Here is an 18,266-nt window from a genome sequence, read left to right as displayed (position 1 = left end):
CGCCCCGGCGGCCAGATGCGCACGTGGGACCTGCCGCAACACGGCCTGTGGACCCGGCCGACACCCTAGTATGGGCGGGTCCACCGGCGCCGCAGTTCCCAGGGAGACGGCGTGAATCCACCCGCCCGGTCCCGGGTCGCCCTGCTCGTCGGAGAGCGCCGGGTGGACGTCGCGATCCCCGCCGGGACCACCCTCTACGACGCGCTGCGCGACGTCGGCGTCGACCTCGACGCGCCCGGGGTGGCGGTCGTCGACTCCACCGGCCGCGCGCTGGACCGCTACGGCGCGACGGGCGCCGACCTCGTCGACGGCGCGGTGCTGCACGTGGTGCGCGGCAGCGGCAGCGGCCGCGGTGCCGGGCGAGGCCTGGGACGCGGCGCTCGCGGCGACCGCCGGGAGACCGCCGTCGAGGCGCCGGCGGACCCGCTCGCGTCCCGTCCCGGCGGCTCGGCCTGGTGGCTGGGCGCGGCCGCGGCCGCATGCGTCGTCGCGCTCGTCGTCATCGCGGGTGGGGGACTGCTCGCCGGGGACGGCCTGGGGGACGACACCGTCACCCGGTGGGCGCTGGTCGCCGGGCTCGGGGTCGCCGCGGCCGGGCTCGCCCTGCTGCGTGGCCGCCCGGGCACCGTCGGCGCCGCGTGGCCGACCCTCGCGGCGGCGCTCGCGGGCGCGGCCGGGGCGGCGGCCGCCGTCGACCCGGGCCTGACGGACGCCGGGCGGCTGATGGTGCTCGCAGGCCTGGTCGGGGCGCTGGTCCCGGTCACGCTGCGCTGGGCGGTGGGCCGCCGGCACCGCGACGCGGTGGCCGACGTCGCCGCGCCCCTCGCGCTCGTGCTGGCGGTCGCGCTCGTGGTCGTGGCCACGACTCTCCTGCTCGACGTCCCCGACGTGCTGGCGGCCGCGGCCCTGCTCGGCGCGGTGCCGCTCGGCATGCGCGCCGTCCCGGTGCTGAGCGTGTCCGTGCCGGACTCCCAGCTGCTGGACGTGTCGGTGGTGCAGCGGACGGCCACCTCGGTGCGGGCGCCGGAGCCCCAGCGCCCGGCAGAGGTCAACGACCGGACGGTGGGGCGCGTCGTCGGCAGCGCCGAGCGCCGGCAGGACGCGGGCACGCTCGCGCTCGCGGCGGTGGCGCCGCTGCTCGCGCCGGTGCTGCTCGCGGGCGTGGAGCCGGGCGCGCTGACCCGGTGGACCGCCGTCGGGGCGTGCGTCCTGGTGGCGACGGCGCTCGCCCTCGCCCCGCGGACGGCGCGCGGCGGCGTCGTGCGGTGGGCGCCGCGGGCGGCGGCGGGCGCCGTCGTCCTCGAGCTGGCGGCCGTCGCGGCCGGTGGGGTCGCGGACCTGCCGGCGGTGGCCGTGGTGGCGGCCCTGGTGCTGGCCCTCGGCGCCGTGGCCCTGAGCGTCCCGATCGGGCGCGGCTGGCGGTCGGTCGGGTTCTCGCGCCTCGCGGACACCGTCGAGACCCTCGCGACCGTGCTGGCGCTGCCGGTCGCGCTCGTGGCCGGCGGCGTGATCGAGGCGCTGCGCACGCTGGCGTCGTGAGGCGCCCGTGAACCGGCGGACCGCGCAGGGCACTGGCGGCTACGCTGGCGCCGCCCGGTGCGGCGATCCCGCCGCGCCCGCGAGTCGACCCTGGGGGGCAGCGTGAGCGTCGCGTCCGGTGCCACGTGCCCGTCCTGTCACGCCGCCGTCGGCGCGGGCAGCGCGTTCTGCACGCGGTGCGGCGCGCCGGTGGCCGTCCGCGAGATCGCCGTGCCCGCCGCGGCCGACCAGCAGTGGGGCGGCCAGCGCCGTCGTGACCGGCGCGACAAGGGCGCAGGGGCGCGGGCCGGCGCGCCCGTCGCCGGTGCGGCCGTCGCCGGTGCGGCAGGGCTGGCCGTAGGCCCGACGACGCGCGGCCCGGTCCCCGGACTGCCGGTCCAGGCGCCCGGTCAGGTGGGCGTCCTCGCGCCCGTCCCGGTGCCGGGCGCCGCGGCCCAGGCGGGTGCGGCCGCCCTCGGTCCGGCGTTCGACGGCGTCACGCCGGCCGGGGTCGGCCGCCGGCTCGCCGCGTACGCGCTGGACCTGCTGGCGGTGACCGTCGTCGGTGGGCTCGTGTGGTGGCTGACCGGCCGGCAGGCGATCTACGCGGGCCTCGCGGCCGGGGAGCTCGCCGTCGGGCTGGTGCTCTGGGAGGCGCGCGGCGGGCTGACGCTCGGCAACGCGGCCCTGGGCCTGCGCACCGCCGCCGTCGAGCGGCCCTTCGCCCCGGGCCTCGGGCGCGCCGTCGGCCGCGCCGCGCTGCTCGGGGTCTCGAACCTCCTCGCGGGCGTCGGCCCGTGGGTGCTCGTGGCGACGTCGGGCGCGGACCGCACGGGACGCGGCCAGGCGTGGCACGACCGCGCGGCACGGACCGTCGTGGTGGACGTGCGCGCGATGCGCGTCGCGGCCGAGCCGGTCGACGTGGTGCGCCCCCCGGTCGTCACGACGACGGCCGTCTCGCCTCCGCCCGCGGCGCCGCCGGTGCCCGTGCCCGCGCCGGTGCCCGCCGCGCCCGTGGCCGCTCCGGCTCCCGTCCCGGCCCCGCCCGCCCCGCCCGTGCTCCCGGCGCAGCCGTCCGCGCCGCGCGTCGTGCCCGCCGTGCCCGCGCCGTCCGCCGCGGCGCCCGTGCGACCGGTGGTGCCCACGCAGCCGACCGCCGCGCCGGTCCAGCCTCCGGCGGTCCCCGCGGCGGCGCCCGGCCGTCGGGGCTACGTGCTCACGCTCGACTCGGGCGAGGTCGTGCAGGTCACCGGCACCGGTGTGATCGGCCGCCGGCCGCGCGCCGACGAGGGCGAGCAGCTCGACCACGTGGTCGGCGTGGACGACCCGAGCCGGTCGATGTCGCGCACGCACGCGGCGTTCGGCATCGCCGACGGGGTGTTCTGGGTGTCCGACCGCGGTTCGGCCAACGGGACCTTCCTGCGGGATGCCGCCGGCACCTGGCACCGGCTGGAGCCGGGCACCCGCTACCCGGTCGCGGCGGGCGGGGTCGTCCGCCTGGGCGAGCGCTCGTTCACGGTCGCCTCGGCCTGAGCGCCCTCAGCGCCGCAGCGGGGCTACGGGACGGCGTCCTGCTGGTTGGGGTGGGTGCCGCCGATGTCGAGGATCTGGTAGGGGCCCGCACCCTGGTCCAGCTCGGCGCGATCGGCGGCCACGCGCCCGCACGGGCCGCTGACGTTGATCACGAGCTCTGTGGCGTCGTCGTAGGACCGAACCCGGACGTCCAGCCCACGAGCCGTGCCGTCGGCCATCGTCTCGAGGTTGAACGCGCCGGGGCCATCGGTCTCCAGACCGATCTGCTCCGTCATGGCCGCGAGGACGGCAGGGAGCTCGTCGGCCGAGTCGCCCTCGGCATGGAGGACGGCGTCGGCGTTGTACTGCCACTTGCTGCCCTGATCAGTGCACGTCGTCCAGCCGCCGCCTGCGTCGAACGGTTCCAGGCCCGCGCTCCGCGCCGCGGCGGCGAGGTCCTGGGTGAGGGCGCGGACCTCGGCACGGTCCTCGAGGGCCTCCGCGAGGGATGTCCCGCCTGCGGGGCCGGTGCAGCCCGCAAGTGCGGACAGGATGAGTGCACCAGCCGGGATCGAGAGGACCCGCCCAGGGGCTGCTCGCGTCATGGCGCCACCTCCGGGGCGTCATCGTGCCAGCCCGCATCCACCGTGCCCGTCGCGCTGACGGCGGCCGCGTGCTGGCCGACGGCCGCCGTCGCACCCGCCGTGACGTCCCACGGCCCGTCCGGGCCCCAGGCGACGACGTCGAGGCGCTGGTCGCCGCGATCGGCGTGCAGTCGGGCGCCCGCGTGCCCGACGGGGCGCGCGACGACCTGCCAGCCAGCCGCGTCGAGCGTCTCGGCGACGGGCAGGAGCGTGGCTCGGACGTCATGGACCAGGCCCACGAGCCGGGCGGTGACGGAGGCCACGATCTCGCCCGCTCCCGGGTCGGGCTGCCACGCGTACTGCACCGTCTGCGGGGGCGCCGCGCCGGCGGACGCCGTCGGCCACACGTCCCGGAGCAGCGCCAGCGCGTCGGCCCGGGCGCGCGAGGCCCGGGTCGCCGCGGTCGCCAGGTCGACGTCCGGAACGGGCTGCGGCGGCTCGGGAGCCGAGGTGCCGTCAGGCCCGCCCGGGAGGACGACGATGCGGACGCCCGGCAGGCGGCGGCGGAGCTCGTCGAAGAACGGGTCGCTCGTCACGGGGTCCCCTGGTGGCTCTGGTGGGTGGCGTCGCGGTCGCCCTCAGGATCCTGCACCGACCTGTACCACGGATCGGTGCGGTGCTCAGCGGTCAGGATCTGGTCCTCGTGCCCGGTGACGATCGCAGCGACGTTGTAGAGCGACTCGCTGTTCTCGCGGAAGTACGAGGTGTGGTCGTCGAGCGCTCGGATCACCCAGTCGGCGGCGGCGGCCCCGGGCGGGTACGTGGTCGGGACGTGCCACATGGTCTCGTCCGCGACCTCGGCCTGGAAGCGGTGCGCGCCGAAGTCGTCCTCGGCGGGGTCGTTGCCGAGCCCGAGGTCGCCCGGGAGGGTCTCGAGGTTGACCCAGCCGTGCCCGCCGAGCCACGACACCGGGTCGGAGTTCGCGCTGCCGACGTAGACGTTCTCCGCGCCGATGCCCAGGTCGCTCGCGTGGTCGACGTTGTTGCCCGCGCCGGGTGAGCCCAGCAGGACGATCGAGTCGGCGTCCATGCCGGTGCCCGTCGCGCCGTGAGCGACGGTGGTGCTGCCGTAGCTGTGCCCGATGACCGTGAGGTTCGGCTCGTCTGCGCCGCGGCTGGCCAGGAAGCCGGCGACGTCGTCGGCGAGCATCGCGCCGCCGGCGCGCGCCCGCCCCTCCGTCGCGACGGTGAGCGAGTCCAGGTCCGACGGCGCGTCGTAGCCGATCCAGACCATGCAGGCGGTCGAGGCGTTCGCGTCGGCGTACCGCGACTCCTGGTACAGCTCGTTCATGGCTGTGAGGTTCGTGCCGAGACTGCCCACCGTGGTCGTCAGGCCCGGTACGAAGAACGCCACGTTGTCTGCCGTCGTGAGGTCCCCGAGCGAGACGAGGGCACGGCCGTCACCGCCGAATGCGCCGGGCTCGTAGTCGTAGAGCTGCGCCACGAGAGGCTCTCGGGTCAGCGGATCCCGCTGACCGACGAAGCTCGCCAGCTGGTCCCGCACGGTCCGCGCGTTCGCCAGCGCCGCGCGTTCGTCGACGTCCAGTCCCACGGCCTCCTCGCGCGCCTCGAGGGTCTCGATGTCGCGGTCCAGCAGCAGGCGGTTGGCCGTGTCCCGCGCGTCGGCGGGCAGACCGTCGAGGGACCCGATGATCTCCGGATGCTCGACGACCATCGCGTCGCGCTCGGCGTCGGTCAGGCCGGCCCACCAGTCGCGCGCCTCGTCGGGGGAGAGGCCGGTCGGCAGCCCGCCGGCCTTGACCAGCGCCGAGGCGACGGCCGGGTCGTTCCCCGAGGTCGCGGCGAGCGCGGACTGCGCCGTCGCGAGGTCGGGGTATCGGGCGAGCGCGTCCAGGAGCGCCTGCTCGGCCGCGCGGGTGTCGGCGGTCAGCGCGGACACGGCCCGGGCGTAGGCGTCGACCTCCCAGCGGAGCCCCGCGGCGGAGCGTGCCAGCGACTGGGCGAGGGCGAGGTCCTCCGGATCGGCCCCGCGGGCGAGCGCCCGGAGGTCCGACGCGCGGTCGGCCAGGTTGGCGCGTCGCTCCGTGAGGTCGTCGGCCTGACCGCGGAGCGTGGCGAGCGCGTCGGCGTACGCGTAGACGGCCGTGGCGACCGTGCGCAGTGCCGTGGCGGCGCTCTGGGCGGCGACCTGCGGTCGGTACGTCGAGGACCGGTAGGCGGCGGCAGCGGCGCCCGTCCACCCGTCGTCCCGCCCCACCATGGCGACGGCCTCGCCACCGATCCACTCGCCGCGCTCGTCGCACAGCGAGGCGGCGAGCCGCAGCCCGTCGGCCCAGGCGCTCGCGCCGGCGGGGTCGCCGGCTGGACGCTGCGGGGCGGGCGGGACGGTGGGGACGGCGACGGTCATCGGGCACCGCCGTAGTACCAGTCGCGCGCCGCTTGGGCGTCCGCCTCGCGGAAGTCGGCGACGGCCCCGGTGAGGGCGTCGCGCTTGCCCCGGGCGCCGGTGGCCAGGCCGGCGAGGTCCTCGCGCCACTGCTCCGCGAACCGCGAGACGGCGCCGGCCACGGCGGGTGACCAGCCGCTCCCGGTCGCGGCGACCCGGCCGGCCTGCTCGTCGAGGACAGCGGCCGTCTCCTCCCAGTGCGCGGAGAGCTCCTCGATCGCCTCGTAGGTGAGCTGGCAGGCGATGTCGTTGCCGTACGGGGCGCAGCTCGGGTCGGGCCCGTAGCGGTCGTCGCCGGTCGTCACGTCAGGGCGTCACCACTCGTCGTCGACGTCGACCTCGACGGCCTCGACCGGGACCTGGTCGCGGGACCCGGCGCGCGCGGCGGGCCCGAGAGCAACGGGTCCGGCCTCGTCCTCGATGTCCACGTCGGGCGCGAGGTACCCGGCGCCGCGGCGGCGGCTCTTGCTGTCGCCCGCGCCCGCGGCACCGCCACCACCCATCGGCGCGCCGGCCATGCCACGCCCACCGGCCTGCCCGCCTGCTGCCGCCGAGCCCTGGGCGCCGCCGGCCGGGGTGCCGAGCACGGTCGAACCGGCTCCGCCTCGCGCACTCGCGCCCAGGCCCGTAGCCCCTGCGCCGCCAGCGCCGCCGACGCCGCCCATGCCTGCTCGTCCCGCGCCGGCGCCGCCGATCATGCCCGCGGCGCCGCCCGCCCCACCGGCGCCGCCCGCGCCCATGCCGAGCCCGCCGATGCCGAGGCCGCCCCTGCCGAGGCCCAGCGCTCCTACCGCGACGCCGCCGACGGCCGCGCCACCAGCGAGTGCGCCACCGGCGCCGCCCGAGCTACCGGAACCACCGAGGCCCGGGCCGCCCCACGAACCACCCCCGGACGAACCCGAGCCCGAACCACCACCGAGCCCGCTCCCCGAACCGCCGATGCCTCCGCCTGACCCGGTACGGCCACCAGTGCCACCCGTCGACCCGTCTGCGGAGATGTCGGACCAGTCGCGCACGGGCGGGTCGACGGCGATGGGGCCACCGCCGATACCCCCGGTGGACGCGCCCGCGCCAGCCCCCGCGCCTGCCCCGACACCCGCACCGGTGGCGGCACCGCCGCCTGGCCGATTCTGCGTCGACGACCCTCCGGTGTCGCCGCTGCCCGTGCCGGGGGGGAGGAGCGTCTGGTCATCGTCACGGGCGGTCTTGATGTCGGCGCTCTTCGCGGCCTCCGCCATCTGAGCGTTCAGGCTCTGCAGCGCGTCGGCCGCCTCTGCCTCCCGCCGTGCCCGTGCCTCGGCGAGCCAGGCCTGCTCCGCAGCCCACGCGGAGAGCATGCCGTGACCGGCGACGTAGACCGGCTCCTGCGACACGTAGGCATTCGCGACGCGGGTCCGCTGGCTCGGTGTGAGCTCGACCGGGGGGAGGGCCTCGTACTGGGCTGCTGCGCTCTGGACCGCGAGGCGCGCGATGTAGCCGACGTTCGACATGGTGGTCAGGTCCAGGGAGAGCTGTGCGCACTCCCTGGCGAGCTGCGCGAACGACTCCGTCGCGGCGTCGCCTGCGAGCCCCTCGAGTCCGCTCTCGGAACCGACCTTCACGAGGCTCTGCGAGGCGTCGTGCAGCTCGGTGGAAGCACCCGACAGGGTGTCCCGAGTGTGGTCGGCCGCCCAGAGCTGGGCCTCGGTGGTCTTGGCGAGCTGCTTCTCCTTGGCGCCCATCAGGCTTCCTCTCCGGTCGGGCTGGTGCTTCCGGCTGCCGGGCTGGTGGTGCGGCGGCGCAGGAGGACGGCGGTGGTGATGGCGGCGGCGAGCAGGAGGGCGGCGCCGCCGAGGATGGCGGGCAGGGGCAGGGACGCGGAGGTGTCGGTGTCGTCGCCGGCCTGGTCGTCGGTGGTGTCCGGGGCGGGCGTCGCCGTGGGTTCCGCGGTGGGTTCGGCGGTCTCCTGCGGCACGGCCTTGCCGGTGGCTTCGAGGATCGCGGCGGTCGACGGACGGGCCCCGGCGTCGTCGAGGGGGTGCAGGAGAGGGTTCTCGTCGGGGAAGGTCGTCGGGTCGACGGCGAGCAGGCGGGGCACGGACACCGGCCCGTAGCCGTAGAAGTCGTCGTGGACCGGTTCGCCGCCCTCGGGGGTGGTGGCGGTGGTGTGGATGAGGGCCTGGATCATCTGGTTCGCGGTCGCGTCCGGGTGCAGCGACCACGCCAACGCCAGCACACCCGCCGTCCACGGCGTCGCGTAGGAGGTGCCGTCGGCGAGGGCGTAGCGGTTCCACACGCCGTCCACGGCCGCCGGCACCCGAAGGTCGATACCGGGCGCGACCACGCTGAGATACTCACCGTTCGGCGCGAGCGCGTCAGGCAGTGCGCCGTTCACATCGTGTCTGCCGACGGTCACGACGCCGTTGAGGGCGTCCGGACCGAGCATCTCGTCACCTGGCGACATCTGGTTCTCGGGGGCTGCGAGCACGACGACGCCCGCGGCGTACGCCCGGAGCAGCGCATCCACGGAGCCGTCGGCCCAGTGGGTACCGATCGACGTCGTGATGATGTCGGCGCCGGCGGCGACCGCCTGGTCGACCGCCGCGGTGATCTCGTAGCCGAACTCGGCGTCGGGCGGTATCTCGCACCCCTGACCGACCTCGGACCCGTCCGCGTCGTAGCCAGCCGGGAGTATCGCGAAGTGCATGATCGTGGCGCCGGGGGCGACACCGCGCACGCCCGCCTGCCCCTCCGTCCCCGCCCCGGTGCCGGCGATGACGGACGTCACCTGTGTGCCGTGCTTGGCATCCGGCCCGGTCGAGGTCGCGGGCACGGGGGTGCCGTCAGCGGCGCGGCAGGTCCCGAGCGCCTGCACGTTCGCCCCGACCAGGTCGGGGACGTCCGGGTTGATCATCGTGTCGAGCACGGCGATGGTGATGCCCTGGCCGGTGGTCTGCTGGTGGGCCTCGGCGACGCCGGTCCGGGTGAAGTACCACAGGCCGTCGTCGATAGGCCCGCTGTCCGTCGCGGCGAAGGCGGGCGTGATCGCCACGGCGCCGATCCCCAGCGCGGCCGCAGCCGCGCACGCTGTCGCCAGCGCACGCCGGTGGATGGGTCGGCGCGGGAGGCGGGCGGGGCGGTGCGTCGACATGACGGCCATCAAGCTCCTTCTGCGGTGCGACCTGCGATGCGGTGTTCGCCGAGCCGCCACGATCAGATCGCGCGCATCGGCCCGGAGGGCACGGGCGCCACCGCTTCAGGGCCGCGGGCTGCCCGAGCGAGGAGGGCGTCGAGCGACGTCTGCATCTGCGCGAGCTCCTGCTGACTCGCCTCGTCGGTCGCAGCGAGTGCCGCAGCCGCATCGCGCAGGGCTTCGGCCTGGTCGCGGATGTTCTGCCACGTGGTGTTCAGCCGTTGCTGCAGTCGCACGAGGCCCGCCTGGTAGGCCGCAGCGAACTGCTGGCACGACGGGATGTCCGTCCACGTGGTCGTCGTCTGGAGGCCCTGCACGGCCTTCACGCCCTGGACGCCCGACTCGAGCTGGTCGAACATCCCGTTGAGCGCCTTGACGTTCGACTGCACGGTGTCGATGTTGACCTTGATCTCGTTCACCGCGTCCGTCCTTCCTTGCACGCTCGTCGCGTGCGGTCCTGCATCGCCCCCTGCTGTCGACCGGACGGCGGTCGGCGCGCCCCGAGGGCGCACCGACCGCCGGTCAGGTCAGAAGCGCTGGGCGACGTTCCGGTCGGTCGCCTGGTAGTTCTGCGAGGTCGTGGTGACCTGGTTGCCGATCTGCGCGAGCAGCATCTTCATGTCGGTCAGCGCGGAGGTCCACTTGGCCTTGGCGGCCTCGTAGGCGGTCGCCGCCTCACCGGTCCAGTTCGCGCGCAGCGGCTGGAGCGAGCGGTCGAGCTCGTTCAGGCGGGACTCGATCTGGCCCGCGGACGCCTGGATGTCCGCCGCAGCGGCGGCCAGGGTGCCGTAGTTGACTGAGAGGTCCATCGGTTCGTCCTGTCTCGTCGGCGGGTCAGAAGCGGTTGAACTTGGCGAACGTCGACGCCTCGGACTCGTCGGACGCCGTGTACGTCTTCTGCGAGTCGACGAGGTTGGCCTCGAACTCGTTCAGCGCGTCGACGATCTTGGTGGCGTCCTCGCGCCAGCGCACCATGAGCTGGTTGAACGCAACCGCGCCCTGGCCCTGCCACTTGCTGCCGATCTCGGCCAGCTTCCCCTCGAGCTTGGACAGCTCGCCCTTCAGCTCGGCGCGGGACTGCCCGATCGCGTCCGCACCAGCCTTGAGTGCCCCATCTGCCGCGGTGATCTCCCCGGCCATGGTCACCTCCCCTTGCCCGGACCCGCAGGTCCCCCTGTCACGCGACCGGACGGCCGACGCCGACGCCGGTCCCACGGGGCCGGCGACACGGGCAGCGTAGGGGAGAACGGGCCATCGCGCTGGGCGGTTTGCGGCATTCGGACACAGGTTCACCCGTCCTGGCGAGCACGCGCTCCCGTCCGTGCGGCCGGTCCGGGTGAAGTCCGCCGCAAACGTCGGATGGGACGAACCGGACACCGCTACCCTCTGGCGTGGCGATCGCTGAGGGGGTTCGACGTGGGGAACATCAGGACGGCTGACGTCCGGGCAGCGGCAGAGACCGTCGCAGGAGTGGCGCGGACCGTGCGTGCGCACGTGCCGGACGAGGTGGGCGACATCGCCTCGGCCCTGTCGGGGAGTGCGAGCGGGGGCGCCGGGTCGGCGCTCGCGGCCGCGTGGGCGCAGTCGTACACGGCGTGGGCCACGCAGGCGGAGGCGCACGCGCAGTCGATGCGCGAGGCCGCAGGCGACTGGGACGGCGTCGACGAGCACGCCGCGGGGGCCTTCGGTCAGTTCCCGATGACGCCGACCGGGCCAGCAGCGTGGCCGGGGGCCTCGGGACCGACGTCGAGCCCGGCCAAGCTGGGGCGGTTCACGGCCGGTGGGATGGAGGCGGTCTGATGGTCACCCCGACGCAGCTGCGCTCCTGGCGGCCGGACCGGCTGGCGGAGATCTCCGACCAGATCACCGCCCACCGCAGGGCCCTGATCCACCAGAGCGACGAGCTCGCCGCCGGCCGGGTGCCGACGTCGTGGACGTTCGCCTCGGCGATGGCCGCCCAGGCGGCCCACCAGCGGCTGGCCGACGGCCTGGCGACCCAGGTCGCCGAGGCCGCGAACGTCATCGCCGCCCTCGACGCGGCCGCGGCCGCGATCCGTTCGGCGAAGGAGGACCTGGACGGCGCCTACTACGCGGCCTCGAGGCACGACCTGCGCATCGACGGCGCGACGGGCGCCGTGCGGATGACCCGGTCGTACGACAACACCTCCGACGCCGCCTACGCCGCCACCCAGCAGAACTACGTGAGCCGGCAGGTCGACGACGCACTCGCCGCGGCGGCCGCCGCGGACGAGGCCCTGGCCGCCGCGCTGCGTACGGCCACGACCACCGACACGAACACCGTCGGGTCGCTGGGCCAGCAGCGCGAGGTGCTGGAGTTCACCGAGATGTCCACGTCGGAGCAGGTCGACTACCTGCTCGCCCACCCCGAGGCGTACGCCCTCCTCGACGACTACGCCTCGCCCCAGGTCAAGGAGATCGTCGGCGAGCGGGTCGCGGCGGAGCTCGACGCCGTCGCCCGCGACGCGACGGCCCTGAACGACGTCGCGACCGTCGAGCGGTGCACAGCGCTGATGACGGCGTTCGGCGACGACCAGGTGGTCATGGCATCGATGTACGAGCGGCTCGAGCCGGAGGGTCTGCTCGCGACCTTCAGCAACGTGCAGTCGATGATGTACATCGGATCCAACGTCGACGAGCTCGGCGGGCTCGCCCGCGAGCTCCGCGCCGGCCTGCAGGTCGCCAGCCAGGACCCAGGTTTCGACGGCGAGACGTACGGCCGCGAGCTCGCCCGCTACGCGACCTACGACGTGACCGACGACGAGCGTGCCGCGCTCTTCGACACGTACGGCTCGGACGGCCAGGGGCACGCGGCCGTCCTCGACTTCCTCATGCGTGACGGCGACTACGGCGAGAGCCTCGTCCGCGGCGTCGCATGGCAGATGGACGAGTTCGAGCGTTCGAACCCCTTCGGCGCCTCGACCTGGGCTCACCACGACTCGCTCGCCTCGCCGCTGACGGGTCTCGACGGGGTCGACTTCTCCTACCAGCCCGACCCGATGGCAGCCGTCATGGGCCAGCTCGGCAAGCACCCGGAGCTCGGCCTGGAGTTCTTCACCGAGTCAGGTGCGGGCGAGGCGCGTTCCGACTTCTACTTCGCCGAGAGGGACTGGAGCCGCGACGGTTTCTCAGGCATCTCGGAGGCCGCTCTGGCCATCGGCACGGATCCGGAGAACCTCGCCGGGTCGCCCGAGGCCACCGCGAGGTTCGTGTCCGAGTACTTCGACCGGCTCCCGGACAACCCCGAGTTCAACGCCGAGAGCGCCGACGGTGCCGCCGAGCCCGTGGCGAAGCTGCTCAAGTTCTACACGCCGGCGATGGAGGTGGCGATCGACTCCGGTTCCACGGATCTCGCGGTCGGGGAGCGGCTCGGCCACATCGGTGTCGAGAGCTACCTGCCCGACATCGACCCGTACCCCCTGATGGACAAGGCCGACCTGAACGGGCTCCTGAAGGTCGCGCTGAGCACCGACGAGGGCGTCGCCCGCGTCGCGGAGGGCGTCGCCGGGTTCCAGCGCGCGCAGCTCGATGCCTATGCGGCGGCGAACCCGGGTGGTGTGCCGGGCGACCCCGGTGGCCTCGAACGGATCATGACCTCGACGGCCACGCTCGAGGGCCACCTGCAGTACATGACGGGTGAGATCGCGATCGAGGGCGCAGAGTCGAGGGCGCAGCGCGTGGAGACCTTCACCAACCTGGTCTCGGAGGCGGTCGGGATGTTCCCCGTGCCGTACGCCGACGAGGCCGGCGAGATCCTCGGCGACGTCGGCAAGAACGCGTGGGAGTTCGCCTGGAACAAGCTCTCCGAGATGCCGACCGAGACCATCGACGCGGCCTACAGCAGCAACGTCGACGCCGTGATCCAGGCGCAGGAGGAAGGTGCCGAGCGGGCGGCGAACCGGCTGGTCGTCAACGCCTACCAGGCGCTGGTCCAGGCGGGCATCCTCGAGATCTCCCCGGAGATCGCAGACGCGTGGGCACCGGACGGCGTCATCCCGCGGCTCCAGGACATCGCGCCCGAGCTCGTGGGGACGGCTGCCGGCGACATGGGTGGAGCGATGGATCACGTGATCAACGAGGACTACCTCCGAGGTGTCTACGAAAGGCAGTTCGAGACCTACTTCGGGAAGAAGTGAGCGATGCCACGTCGCAGCCCTGCGGTGAGCCCACGGCACTGGCGCGCGGCCCCGAGCGCCGCGCTCGTGGTCCTGTCCGGCCTCGTGCTGGGAGCGTGCACGCAAGCGTCCCCGACGCTCCTGCGTGACTCCGACTTCGACGGTGTGGTGTCCGCGACCCACGACGACGTGGGACAGCAGTCCGTCCCTGGCCCGACGTGGTGCGAGGGCCTGTCGGTCGGCGACCTCGGGCTGCCGACCGGCGCCGTCTCGGAGCTGTCCTTCGACGAGGAGGACGGCTACCCGCGCGTCGGGGCGGTCCTGGTCGATCAGGAGATGGACCTCACGGCCGCCCGCCTCGAGGACGCCGCGGCCACCTGCGCCGAGGCAACCGAGGAGCACCCCGAGCTGTCGATCGACCCGATCGCCGGCCTGCCCGACGAGGGCATGGGCTGGCGCACGGGCGACGACGAGGGCGGGCTCTGGGGGGAGTACGCGGCTGTGCCCGTCGGCGATGCCGTGCTCCTCGTGGGCTTCGAGACGGACGCGGCGGATCCGCCCGTCGAGCTGGACGAGCTGATCCGGCTGGCTCGCGAGGGTGTGGACCGTGTCGGTGCGGACGACTGACGCACACCACCGACCTTCACCCGGACCCGTGGTCGCACCGCCCGCCCCCGACGCGGGTCGCTTCACTATGCTGACGGCCGACGCGCGCCGGGTGGCCCAGCCCCCGGTGCGTTCCGTGCCCAGCCCGAGCGAGGGACCCGGATGACCGCTGCAGCCTCCGCTCCCGGAAGCCTCGGGAGCCTCGTGCGCGTGTCCGTGCAGGGCGGCGGGCGCACCGTCGACCTCGGCGCGCCCGGCGGCGTCCCGGTCGCCGAGCTCGTCCCCGGACTCGCCCGCACGCTGGGCCTCCTGGACGCCGCGACGGCGCACGGCGGGTTCCGCCTCGTCCGCTCCGACGGCGCGGTCCTCGACTCCGACCGCAGCCTCCAGGCGCAGAACGTGGCCGACGGCGCCGTCCTCACCCTCGAGGCCGGCGTCGGCGTCGCGCCCGTGCGCGTGTACGACGACGTCGTCGAGGCCGTCGCGGACGCCGTCGCCGCGCAGCGGGCCGCGTGGACCCCGCGCGACTCGGCCTTGACGGCCGTCGCGACCGCCGTCGCGTTCCTGCTCGCCGCCGCGGTCCTCCTGCTCGGCGCGGACCAGGCGTCCCCGCTGCCGCCGGTGATCGCCGGCGCGGGTGCGCTGCTCGTCCTCGGCGCCGCCGCCGTGGTCGCCCGCGTGGGCAGCCACGACGTCGGCGCGGCGTCGCTCGCGGTCACGGCCGCGGTCCTGGCTGGCGTCGCCGGCCTGACCGCCGGCACGGGCGCGCCCGGGTGGGGCTGGTCCGCCGCCCTCGCCGGCGGCGCGATGCTCGTGACGGCCGTCGTCGGGATCGCCGCGCTGACCACCCGTCGCGAGGTGGGCCTGGCGCCCGCGGCGTTCGGACTCACGGTCGCGCTGACCGGGACGGCCGTCGCGTCGACCGACGCCGAGCCGGGCGTCGTGCTCGCCATCGTCGTCGCGCTCGTCCTGACCGCCGGCAACGGCATCCCGTGGCTCGCGCTGGCGAGCACCCCGCTGCGTGTGGTCACCCCGCGCAGCGACGCCGAGATCCTGGCCGACCCGCCCGTCGTCGACGCCGACGCCGTCCGCGAGCAGTACGCCCGCGGGCACCGCATGCAGGTCGCCCTGCGCGCCGCCGTCGCGGCGCTCACGCTCGTCGCGCTGCCCGAGGTGGTGGCCACCGGCCTGCCCGGGACGCTGCTCGTCACCGCGGGCTTCGCCGGCATGCTGCTGGGCGTCCGGCAGACGTACTCGCGCTACGACGTCGCCGTCGTCATGGGGGCCGGCATCGTCGGGCTGACGCTCACCGGCGTGCTCGCCGCCGCCGCCCACCCGGACTGGCGCGCCACGCTCGCCGTCGTCGCCGGGACGGTCGCCGCCGTCGTCATCGCGCTCAGCCTCGTCGCGCCGCGGCAGCGCGTGGCGCTCGGCCGCCTCGCGGACGCCATCGAGCTCGCGGTCCTCGCGCTCCTGCTGCCGCTCGGCGTGGCGGCGGCCGGGCTGGTGTGACGGGTGGCCAGCAAGAAGGACCTCGTCGAGGCGCAGGCGTTCAGCCGCCGACGCCTGCTGACCGCGTTCGTCTCGGGTGCCCCCGGCGGCCGGGAGCTCGAGCCGACCAAGCCGATGCGCGCGGTCGTCACCGGCCTGCTCCTGGCGGTCATGGTGGTGCTCGGCAGCCTCGTGGTCGGCCTGGTCAAGCCCGGCCTGGCCGCCGGCTGGGACAACAACACGCTCGTCGTCACCGACAGCGGCGCACGCTACGTCGCGCTCGAGGGGACGCTGTACCCCGTCCTGAACATCACCAGCGCGCGGTTGCTCGTCTCCGGTGAGTTCCGGGTGGTCCGCACGAGCGACGAGAAGATCGCCGACGCCCCCCGTGGCGCGACCGTCGGCATCCCCGGCGCGCCCGACGCCGTGCCCGACCCCGGCGCGCTGGTCGCCGACGGCTGGCTGTCCTGCATCGACGCCACGGGTGCGCAGGCCACGGTCCTGTCGACCGGGCGGGTCGCGCAGACCGTCGCGAACGAGCAGGCGGCGGTCGAGCGCGCCCTGGCCGCGGGCGAGCAGGGGCCGCCGGCGGTGCTGGTCGAGGTCGCGGGGCAGGAGTACCTGGTCACCGAAGGGCGCCGGCACCTGGTCCCGGCGGACTCCCGCGACGCCGTGCTGCGCGCCCTCGCGCTCGCGACGGCGCAGCCCTGGCCCGCCTCCGGCGCCTGGCTCTCGCTCTTCCCGCCGGGCGCCGACCTCGACGCGCTCGCCCTGCCCGGCGCGGGCGAGGCGCTGCCGGACGGCCTCGGCGCGCCCGTGGGCGCCCGCGTCGGTTCCGTGCTGCGGGTGACCGACGACGCGACGCCGGGCGTGGCCGCCTGGGTGATCACGTCCGACGGGCGGCTCGCACCCCTGTCCGAGGTGGCCCTGAACCTCTACCGGCTCGGGGCCGGTGAGCTGGTCGGGCCGGACCTCGAGGTGACGCAGGCGCAGGTCGCCGGCCTGCGCAACGCCGAGGCCCTGGTGGCGCCCGACGACTGGCCCGCGGCCCTGCCCGCGCTCGCCACGACCCCCGACGCCTGCGCGCGGCTGTCCACGTCCGGCGCCGGCGGCGCGGCCGACGCGACGGTGCAGCTCGTGCCGACCGCCCAGGACATCGCCACCGGCGCGGGTGCGTCCGTGGACGTGGACGGTGGCGCGCTCGTGCTGCCCGTGGCCGGCAGCGCCGACGCGGGCGGCTGGGTGCACCTCGTGGACGCCACCGGGACGGCGTACCCCGTGCCCGCCGGCGACGGCGTCGTCGTCACGCGGCTCGGCTTCACCGCCGACCAGGTGGTCCGCGTGCCCCAGGAGTGGCTCGGCCTGTTCCCGACGGGCCCCGCCCTCACCGTCGACGGGGCGCGGGTCACGCACACCGCCGGATCCGTGCCGACGCCCGCCGCCGGCGCGCCCGCCACGGAGGGCGACGGCTCAGGCGCCGAGACGGGCGAGGACGCGGCCGGGGAGGACGCCACGGGTGAGGACGCCACGGGTGAGGACGCCACGGCCGACGCCACCGTCGACGACGCGTGCACCCCCGGTGAGCGGAGGCTGATCGCGGACCGCCCGGCTGCGCTCGCGCAGCTCGGCGTCGACGGCGCGTGGGAGCTGGCCACGGGTGCGGGGGTGACCGTCGCCGTCGTCGACTCCGGCGTGACCGCCGCGAACGAGCACCTGACGACCGCCGTCGTGCCGGGCAGCGACCTGATCGGTGACACCGAGGGGCTCGCCGACGTGGAGGGGCACGGGACGGCCGTCGCCGGCATCATCGCCGCGCGCCCCGTGGCCGGTTCCGGGCTGGTGGGGCTCGCCCCTGAGGCGACGATCCTGCCGATCCGCGTCTTCGTGGACCGCACCGAGGACTCTGTCGAGGCGGGGCTCGGCCCGCGCGACGACCGCCTCGCCGAGGGCATCCGCCTCGCCGCCGACGCCGGCGCCCAGATCATCAACGTCTCCATGTCCAGCCCGCAGGACGACCCCGGGCTGGCCGACGCGGTGGACTACGCGACGAGCAGCGGCGCGCTCGTCGTCGCGAGCGTCGGCAACCTCGTGCCCGACCAGCCGCCGTCGGGCGCGCGCTACCCGGCGGCCTACCCCGAGGTGCTGGCCGTGACCGCGGTCGACGCGGCCGGGGCCGCCGCCGGCGCCGTCGAGCAGGGGCCGCACGTCGACGTCGCCGCGCCGGGCCAGGGCGTGCTCACGACCTTCCTCGCCGACGGGGACTGCGTCATGGCCGGGGACGGGGCGCTGACCAGCTACGCCACCGCCTACGTCAGCGGGGCGGCCGCGCTCGTCGCGCAGCTCTACCCGCAGGAGTCGCCCGCGCAGTGGGCGCACCGGCTCATGGTCACGGCCGCCCGGCCCATCGCCACCGAACGCAGCGACACGCTCGGCTGGGGCATCGTCCGCCCGTGGGCAGCCCTCACGTTCGTCGACGACGGAGCTGCCGCCGGCCCGGCGAGCCCCGTGCACGACGCGCCCCAGGCCGCCCCCGAGCCCGCGCCCGTCTCGCTGAGCCCCGCCGTCGACCTGGGTGCCGACACCCGCCGGGCGGCGACCTGGTGGCTGCTCGCCGCGGCCGTCGCGGGCGCCGCGGCCGCGCTCGTGGGCGTGCCCGTGCGTCGTCGGCGGGGGACAGTGGCGAGGACAGGTGCCACCGGACGCCCGAGCGGCTCATCCGGCGGCGCCTCGGTGCCGACAAGAAGGGCAGCGCGCGCCGCGCGCGCCCCGAGCGGGAAGTGAGA

16 protein-coding genes are annotated in these 18,266 nt (G+C 75.6%); 7 read left to right on the top strand and 9 right to left on the bottom strand.

All coding sequences use genetic code 11. From position 1 onward, the window contains the following. The first annotated feature begins 111 nt into the window (after positions 1–111). Both AFE02nite_RS13310 and AFE02nite_RS13305 read left to right on the top strand, forming a co-directional pair. Complete coding sequence (locus AFE02nite_RS13310) at positions 112–1,539, top strand: hypothetical protein (RefSeq protein ID WP_146819804.1); 1,428 nt, start codon at positions 112–114, stop codon at positions 1,537–1,539. Between the two features lie 102 nt (positions 1,540–1,641). Beyond that, positions 1,642–3,051: an RDD family protein gene (locus tag AFE02nite_RS13305; protein ID WP_146819803.1), complete on the top strand. Its 1,410-nt coding sequence runs from the start codon at positions 1,642–1,644 to the stop codon at positions 3,049–3,051. Positions 3,052–3,074: 23 nt separating this feature from the next. Here the strand turns inward: AFE02nite_RS13305 and AFE02nite_RS13300 are convergent, their stop codons facing one another. From AFE02nite_RS13300 to AFE02nite_RS13260, 9 genes are all read right to left on the bottom strand, one after another. After that, positions 3,075–3,635, bottom strand: a complete 561-nt coding sequence (locus tag AFE02nite_RS13300; protein WP_034248922.1) for a hypothetical protein — start codon at positions 3,633–3,635, stop codon at positions 3,075–3,077. After that, complete coding sequence (locus tag AFE02nite_RS13295; protein ID WP_146819802.1) at positions 3,632–4,210, bottom strand: hypothetical protein; 579 nt, start codon at positions 4,208–4,210, stop codon at positions 3,632–3,634. Before AFE02nite_RS13295 ends, AFE02nite_RS13300 begins: the two co-directional genes overlap by 4 nt. Beyond that, entirely contained in the window at positions 4,207–6,042 is a 1,836-nt protein-coding gene (locus AFE02nite_RS13290) for an alpha/beta hydrolase (RefSeq protein WP_034248926.1), read from the bottom strand. Before AFE02nite_RS13290 ends, AFE02nite_RS13295 begins: the two co-directional genes overlap by 4 nt. Further along, on the bottom strand, positions 6,039–6,386 hold the full coding sequence (locus AFE02nite_RS13285; RefSeq protein WP_034248927.1) for a WXG100 family type VII secretion target: 348 nt from the start codon (positions 6,384–6,386) through the stop codon (positions 6,039–6,041). The genes AFE02nite_RS13290 and AFE02nite_RS13285 overlap by 4 nt, the downstream gene beginning before the upstream one ends. Before the next feature lie 9 nt (positions 6,387–6,395). Further along, the gene (locus AFE02nite_RS13280) at positions 6,396–7,802 is read right to left on the bottom strand and encodes a hypothetical protein (protein WP_146819801.1); all 1,407 of its coding nucleotides are present in this window, start codon (positions 7,800–7,802) and stop codon (positions 6,396–6,398) included. Next, positions 7,802–9,220 (bottom strand): S8 family peptidase, encoded by a 1,419-nt coding sequence (locus tag AFE02nite_RS13275; protein ID WP_034247801.1) that lies wholly within the window; start codon positions 9,218–9,220, stop codon positions 7,802–7,804. The genes AFE02nite_RS13280 and AFE02nite_RS13275 overlap by 1 nt, the downstream gene beginning before the upstream one ends. A 53-nt stretch (positions 9,221–9,273) precedes the next feature. Further along, positions 9,274–9,672, bottom strand: coding sequence for a hypothetical protein (locus tag AFE02nite_RS13270; RefSeq protein ID WP_034247803.1), 399 nt, complete (start codon positions 9,670–9,672; stop codon positions 9,274–9,276). A gap of 108 nt (positions 9,673–9,780) precedes the next feature. Further along, a complete protein-coding gene (locus AFE02nite_RS13265) occupies positions 9,781–10,062 on the bottom strand; it encodes a WXG100 family type VII secretion target (protein ID WP_034247804.1) in 282 nt (93 codons plus the stop codon). 25 nt (positions 10,063–10,087) lie between these two features. Beyond that, positions 10,088–10,393, bottom strand: coding sequence for a WXG100 family type VII secretion target (locus AFE02nite_RS13260; protein ID WP_034247805.1), 306 nt, complete (start codon positions 10,391–10,393; stop codon positions 10,088–10,090). Between the two features lie 330 nt (positions 10,394–10,723). Between AFE02nite_RS13260 and AFE02nite_RS13255 the strand changes: the two genes are divergently transcribed. From AFE02nite_RS13255 to eccB, 5 genes are all read left to right on the top strand, one after another. Further along, positions 10,724–11,053 (top strand): hypothetical protein, encoded by a 330-nt coding sequence (locus AFE02nite_RS13255; protein ID WP_034247806.1) that lies wholly within the window; start codon positions 10,724–10,726, stop codon positions 11,051–11,053. Beyond that, entirely contained in the window at positions 11,053–13,407 is a 2,355-nt protein-coding gene (locus tag AFE02nite_RS13250) for a hypothetical protein (RefSeq protein WP_034247808.1), read from the top strand. Before AFE02nite_RS13255 ends, AFE02nite_RS13250 begins: the two co-directional genes overlap by 1 nt. Before the next feature lie 3 nt (positions 13,408–13,410). Further along, complete coding sequence (locus tag AFE02nite_RS13245; RefSeq protein WP_146819800.1) at positions 13,411–14,013, top strand: hypothetical protein; 603 nt, start codon at positions 13,411–13,413, stop codon at positions 14,011–14,013. 141 nt (positions 14,014–14,154) lie between these two features. Beyond that, positions 14,155–15,504, top strand: a complete 1,350-nt coding sequence (locus AFE02nite_RS13240; protein ID WP_146819799.1) for an EsaB/YukD family protein — start codon at positions 14,155–14,157, stop codon at positions 15,502–15,504. Positions 15,505–15,507: 3 nt separating this feature from the next. Next, the gene (gene eccB, locus AFE02nite_RS13235) at positions 15,508–18,264 is read left to right on the top strand and encodes a type VII secretion protein EccB (protein WP_146819798.1); all 2,757 of its coding nucleotides are present in this window, start codon (positions 15,508–15,510) and stop codon (positions 18,262–18,264) included. Positions 18,265–18,266 lie beyond the last annotated feature (2 nt).

Source organism: Actinotalea fermentans, assembly GCF_007991475.1.
Lineage (GTDB): Bacteria > Actinomycetota > Actinomycetes > Actinomycetales > Cellulomonadaceae > Actinotalea > Actinotalea fermentans.
The sequence above is the reverse complement of the archived record's forward strand: the minus strand, read 5'-3'. Positions and strand labels throughout refer to the sequence as shown.

Coding starts and splice junctions, on each gene's coding strand:
- AFE02nite_RS13260 (WP_034247805.1), bottom strand. CDS start 10,393: ATGGCCGGGGAGATCACCGCGGCAGATGGGGCACTCAAGGCTGGTGCG.
- AFE02nite_RS13245 (WP_146819800.1), top strand. CDS start 13,411: ATGCCACGTCGCAGCCCTGCGGTGAGCCCACGGCACTGGCGCGCGGCC.
- AFE02nite_RS13240 (WP_146819799.1), top strand. CDS start 14,155: ATGACCGCTGCAGCCTCCGCTCCCGGAAGCCTCGGGAGCCTCGTGCGC.
- AFE02nite_RS13280 (WP_146819801.1), bottom strand. CDS start 7,802: ATGGGCGCCAAGGAGAAGCAGCTCGCCAAGACCACCGAGGCCCAGCTC.
- AFE02nite_RS13275 (WP_034247801.1), bottom strand. CDS start 9,220: ATGGCCGTCATGTCGACGCACCGCCCCGCCCGCCTCCCGCGCCGACCC.
- AFE02nite_RS13265 (WP_034247804.1), bottom strand. CDS start 10,062: ATGGACCTCTCAGTCAACTACGGCACCCTGGCCGCCGCTGCGGCGGAC.
- AFE02nite_RS13300 (WP_034248922.1), bottom strand. CDS start 3,635: ATGACGCGAGCAGCCCCTGGGCGGGTCCTCTCGATCCCGGCTGGTGCA.
- AFE02nite_RS13290 (WP_034248926.1), bottom strand. CDS start 6,042: ATGACCGTCGCCGTCCCCACCGTCCCGCCCGCCCCGCAGCGTCCAGCC.
- AFE02nite_RS13250 (WP_034247808.1), top strand. CDS start 11,053: ATGGTCACCCCGACGCAGCTGCGCTCCTGGCGGCCGGACCGGCTGGCG.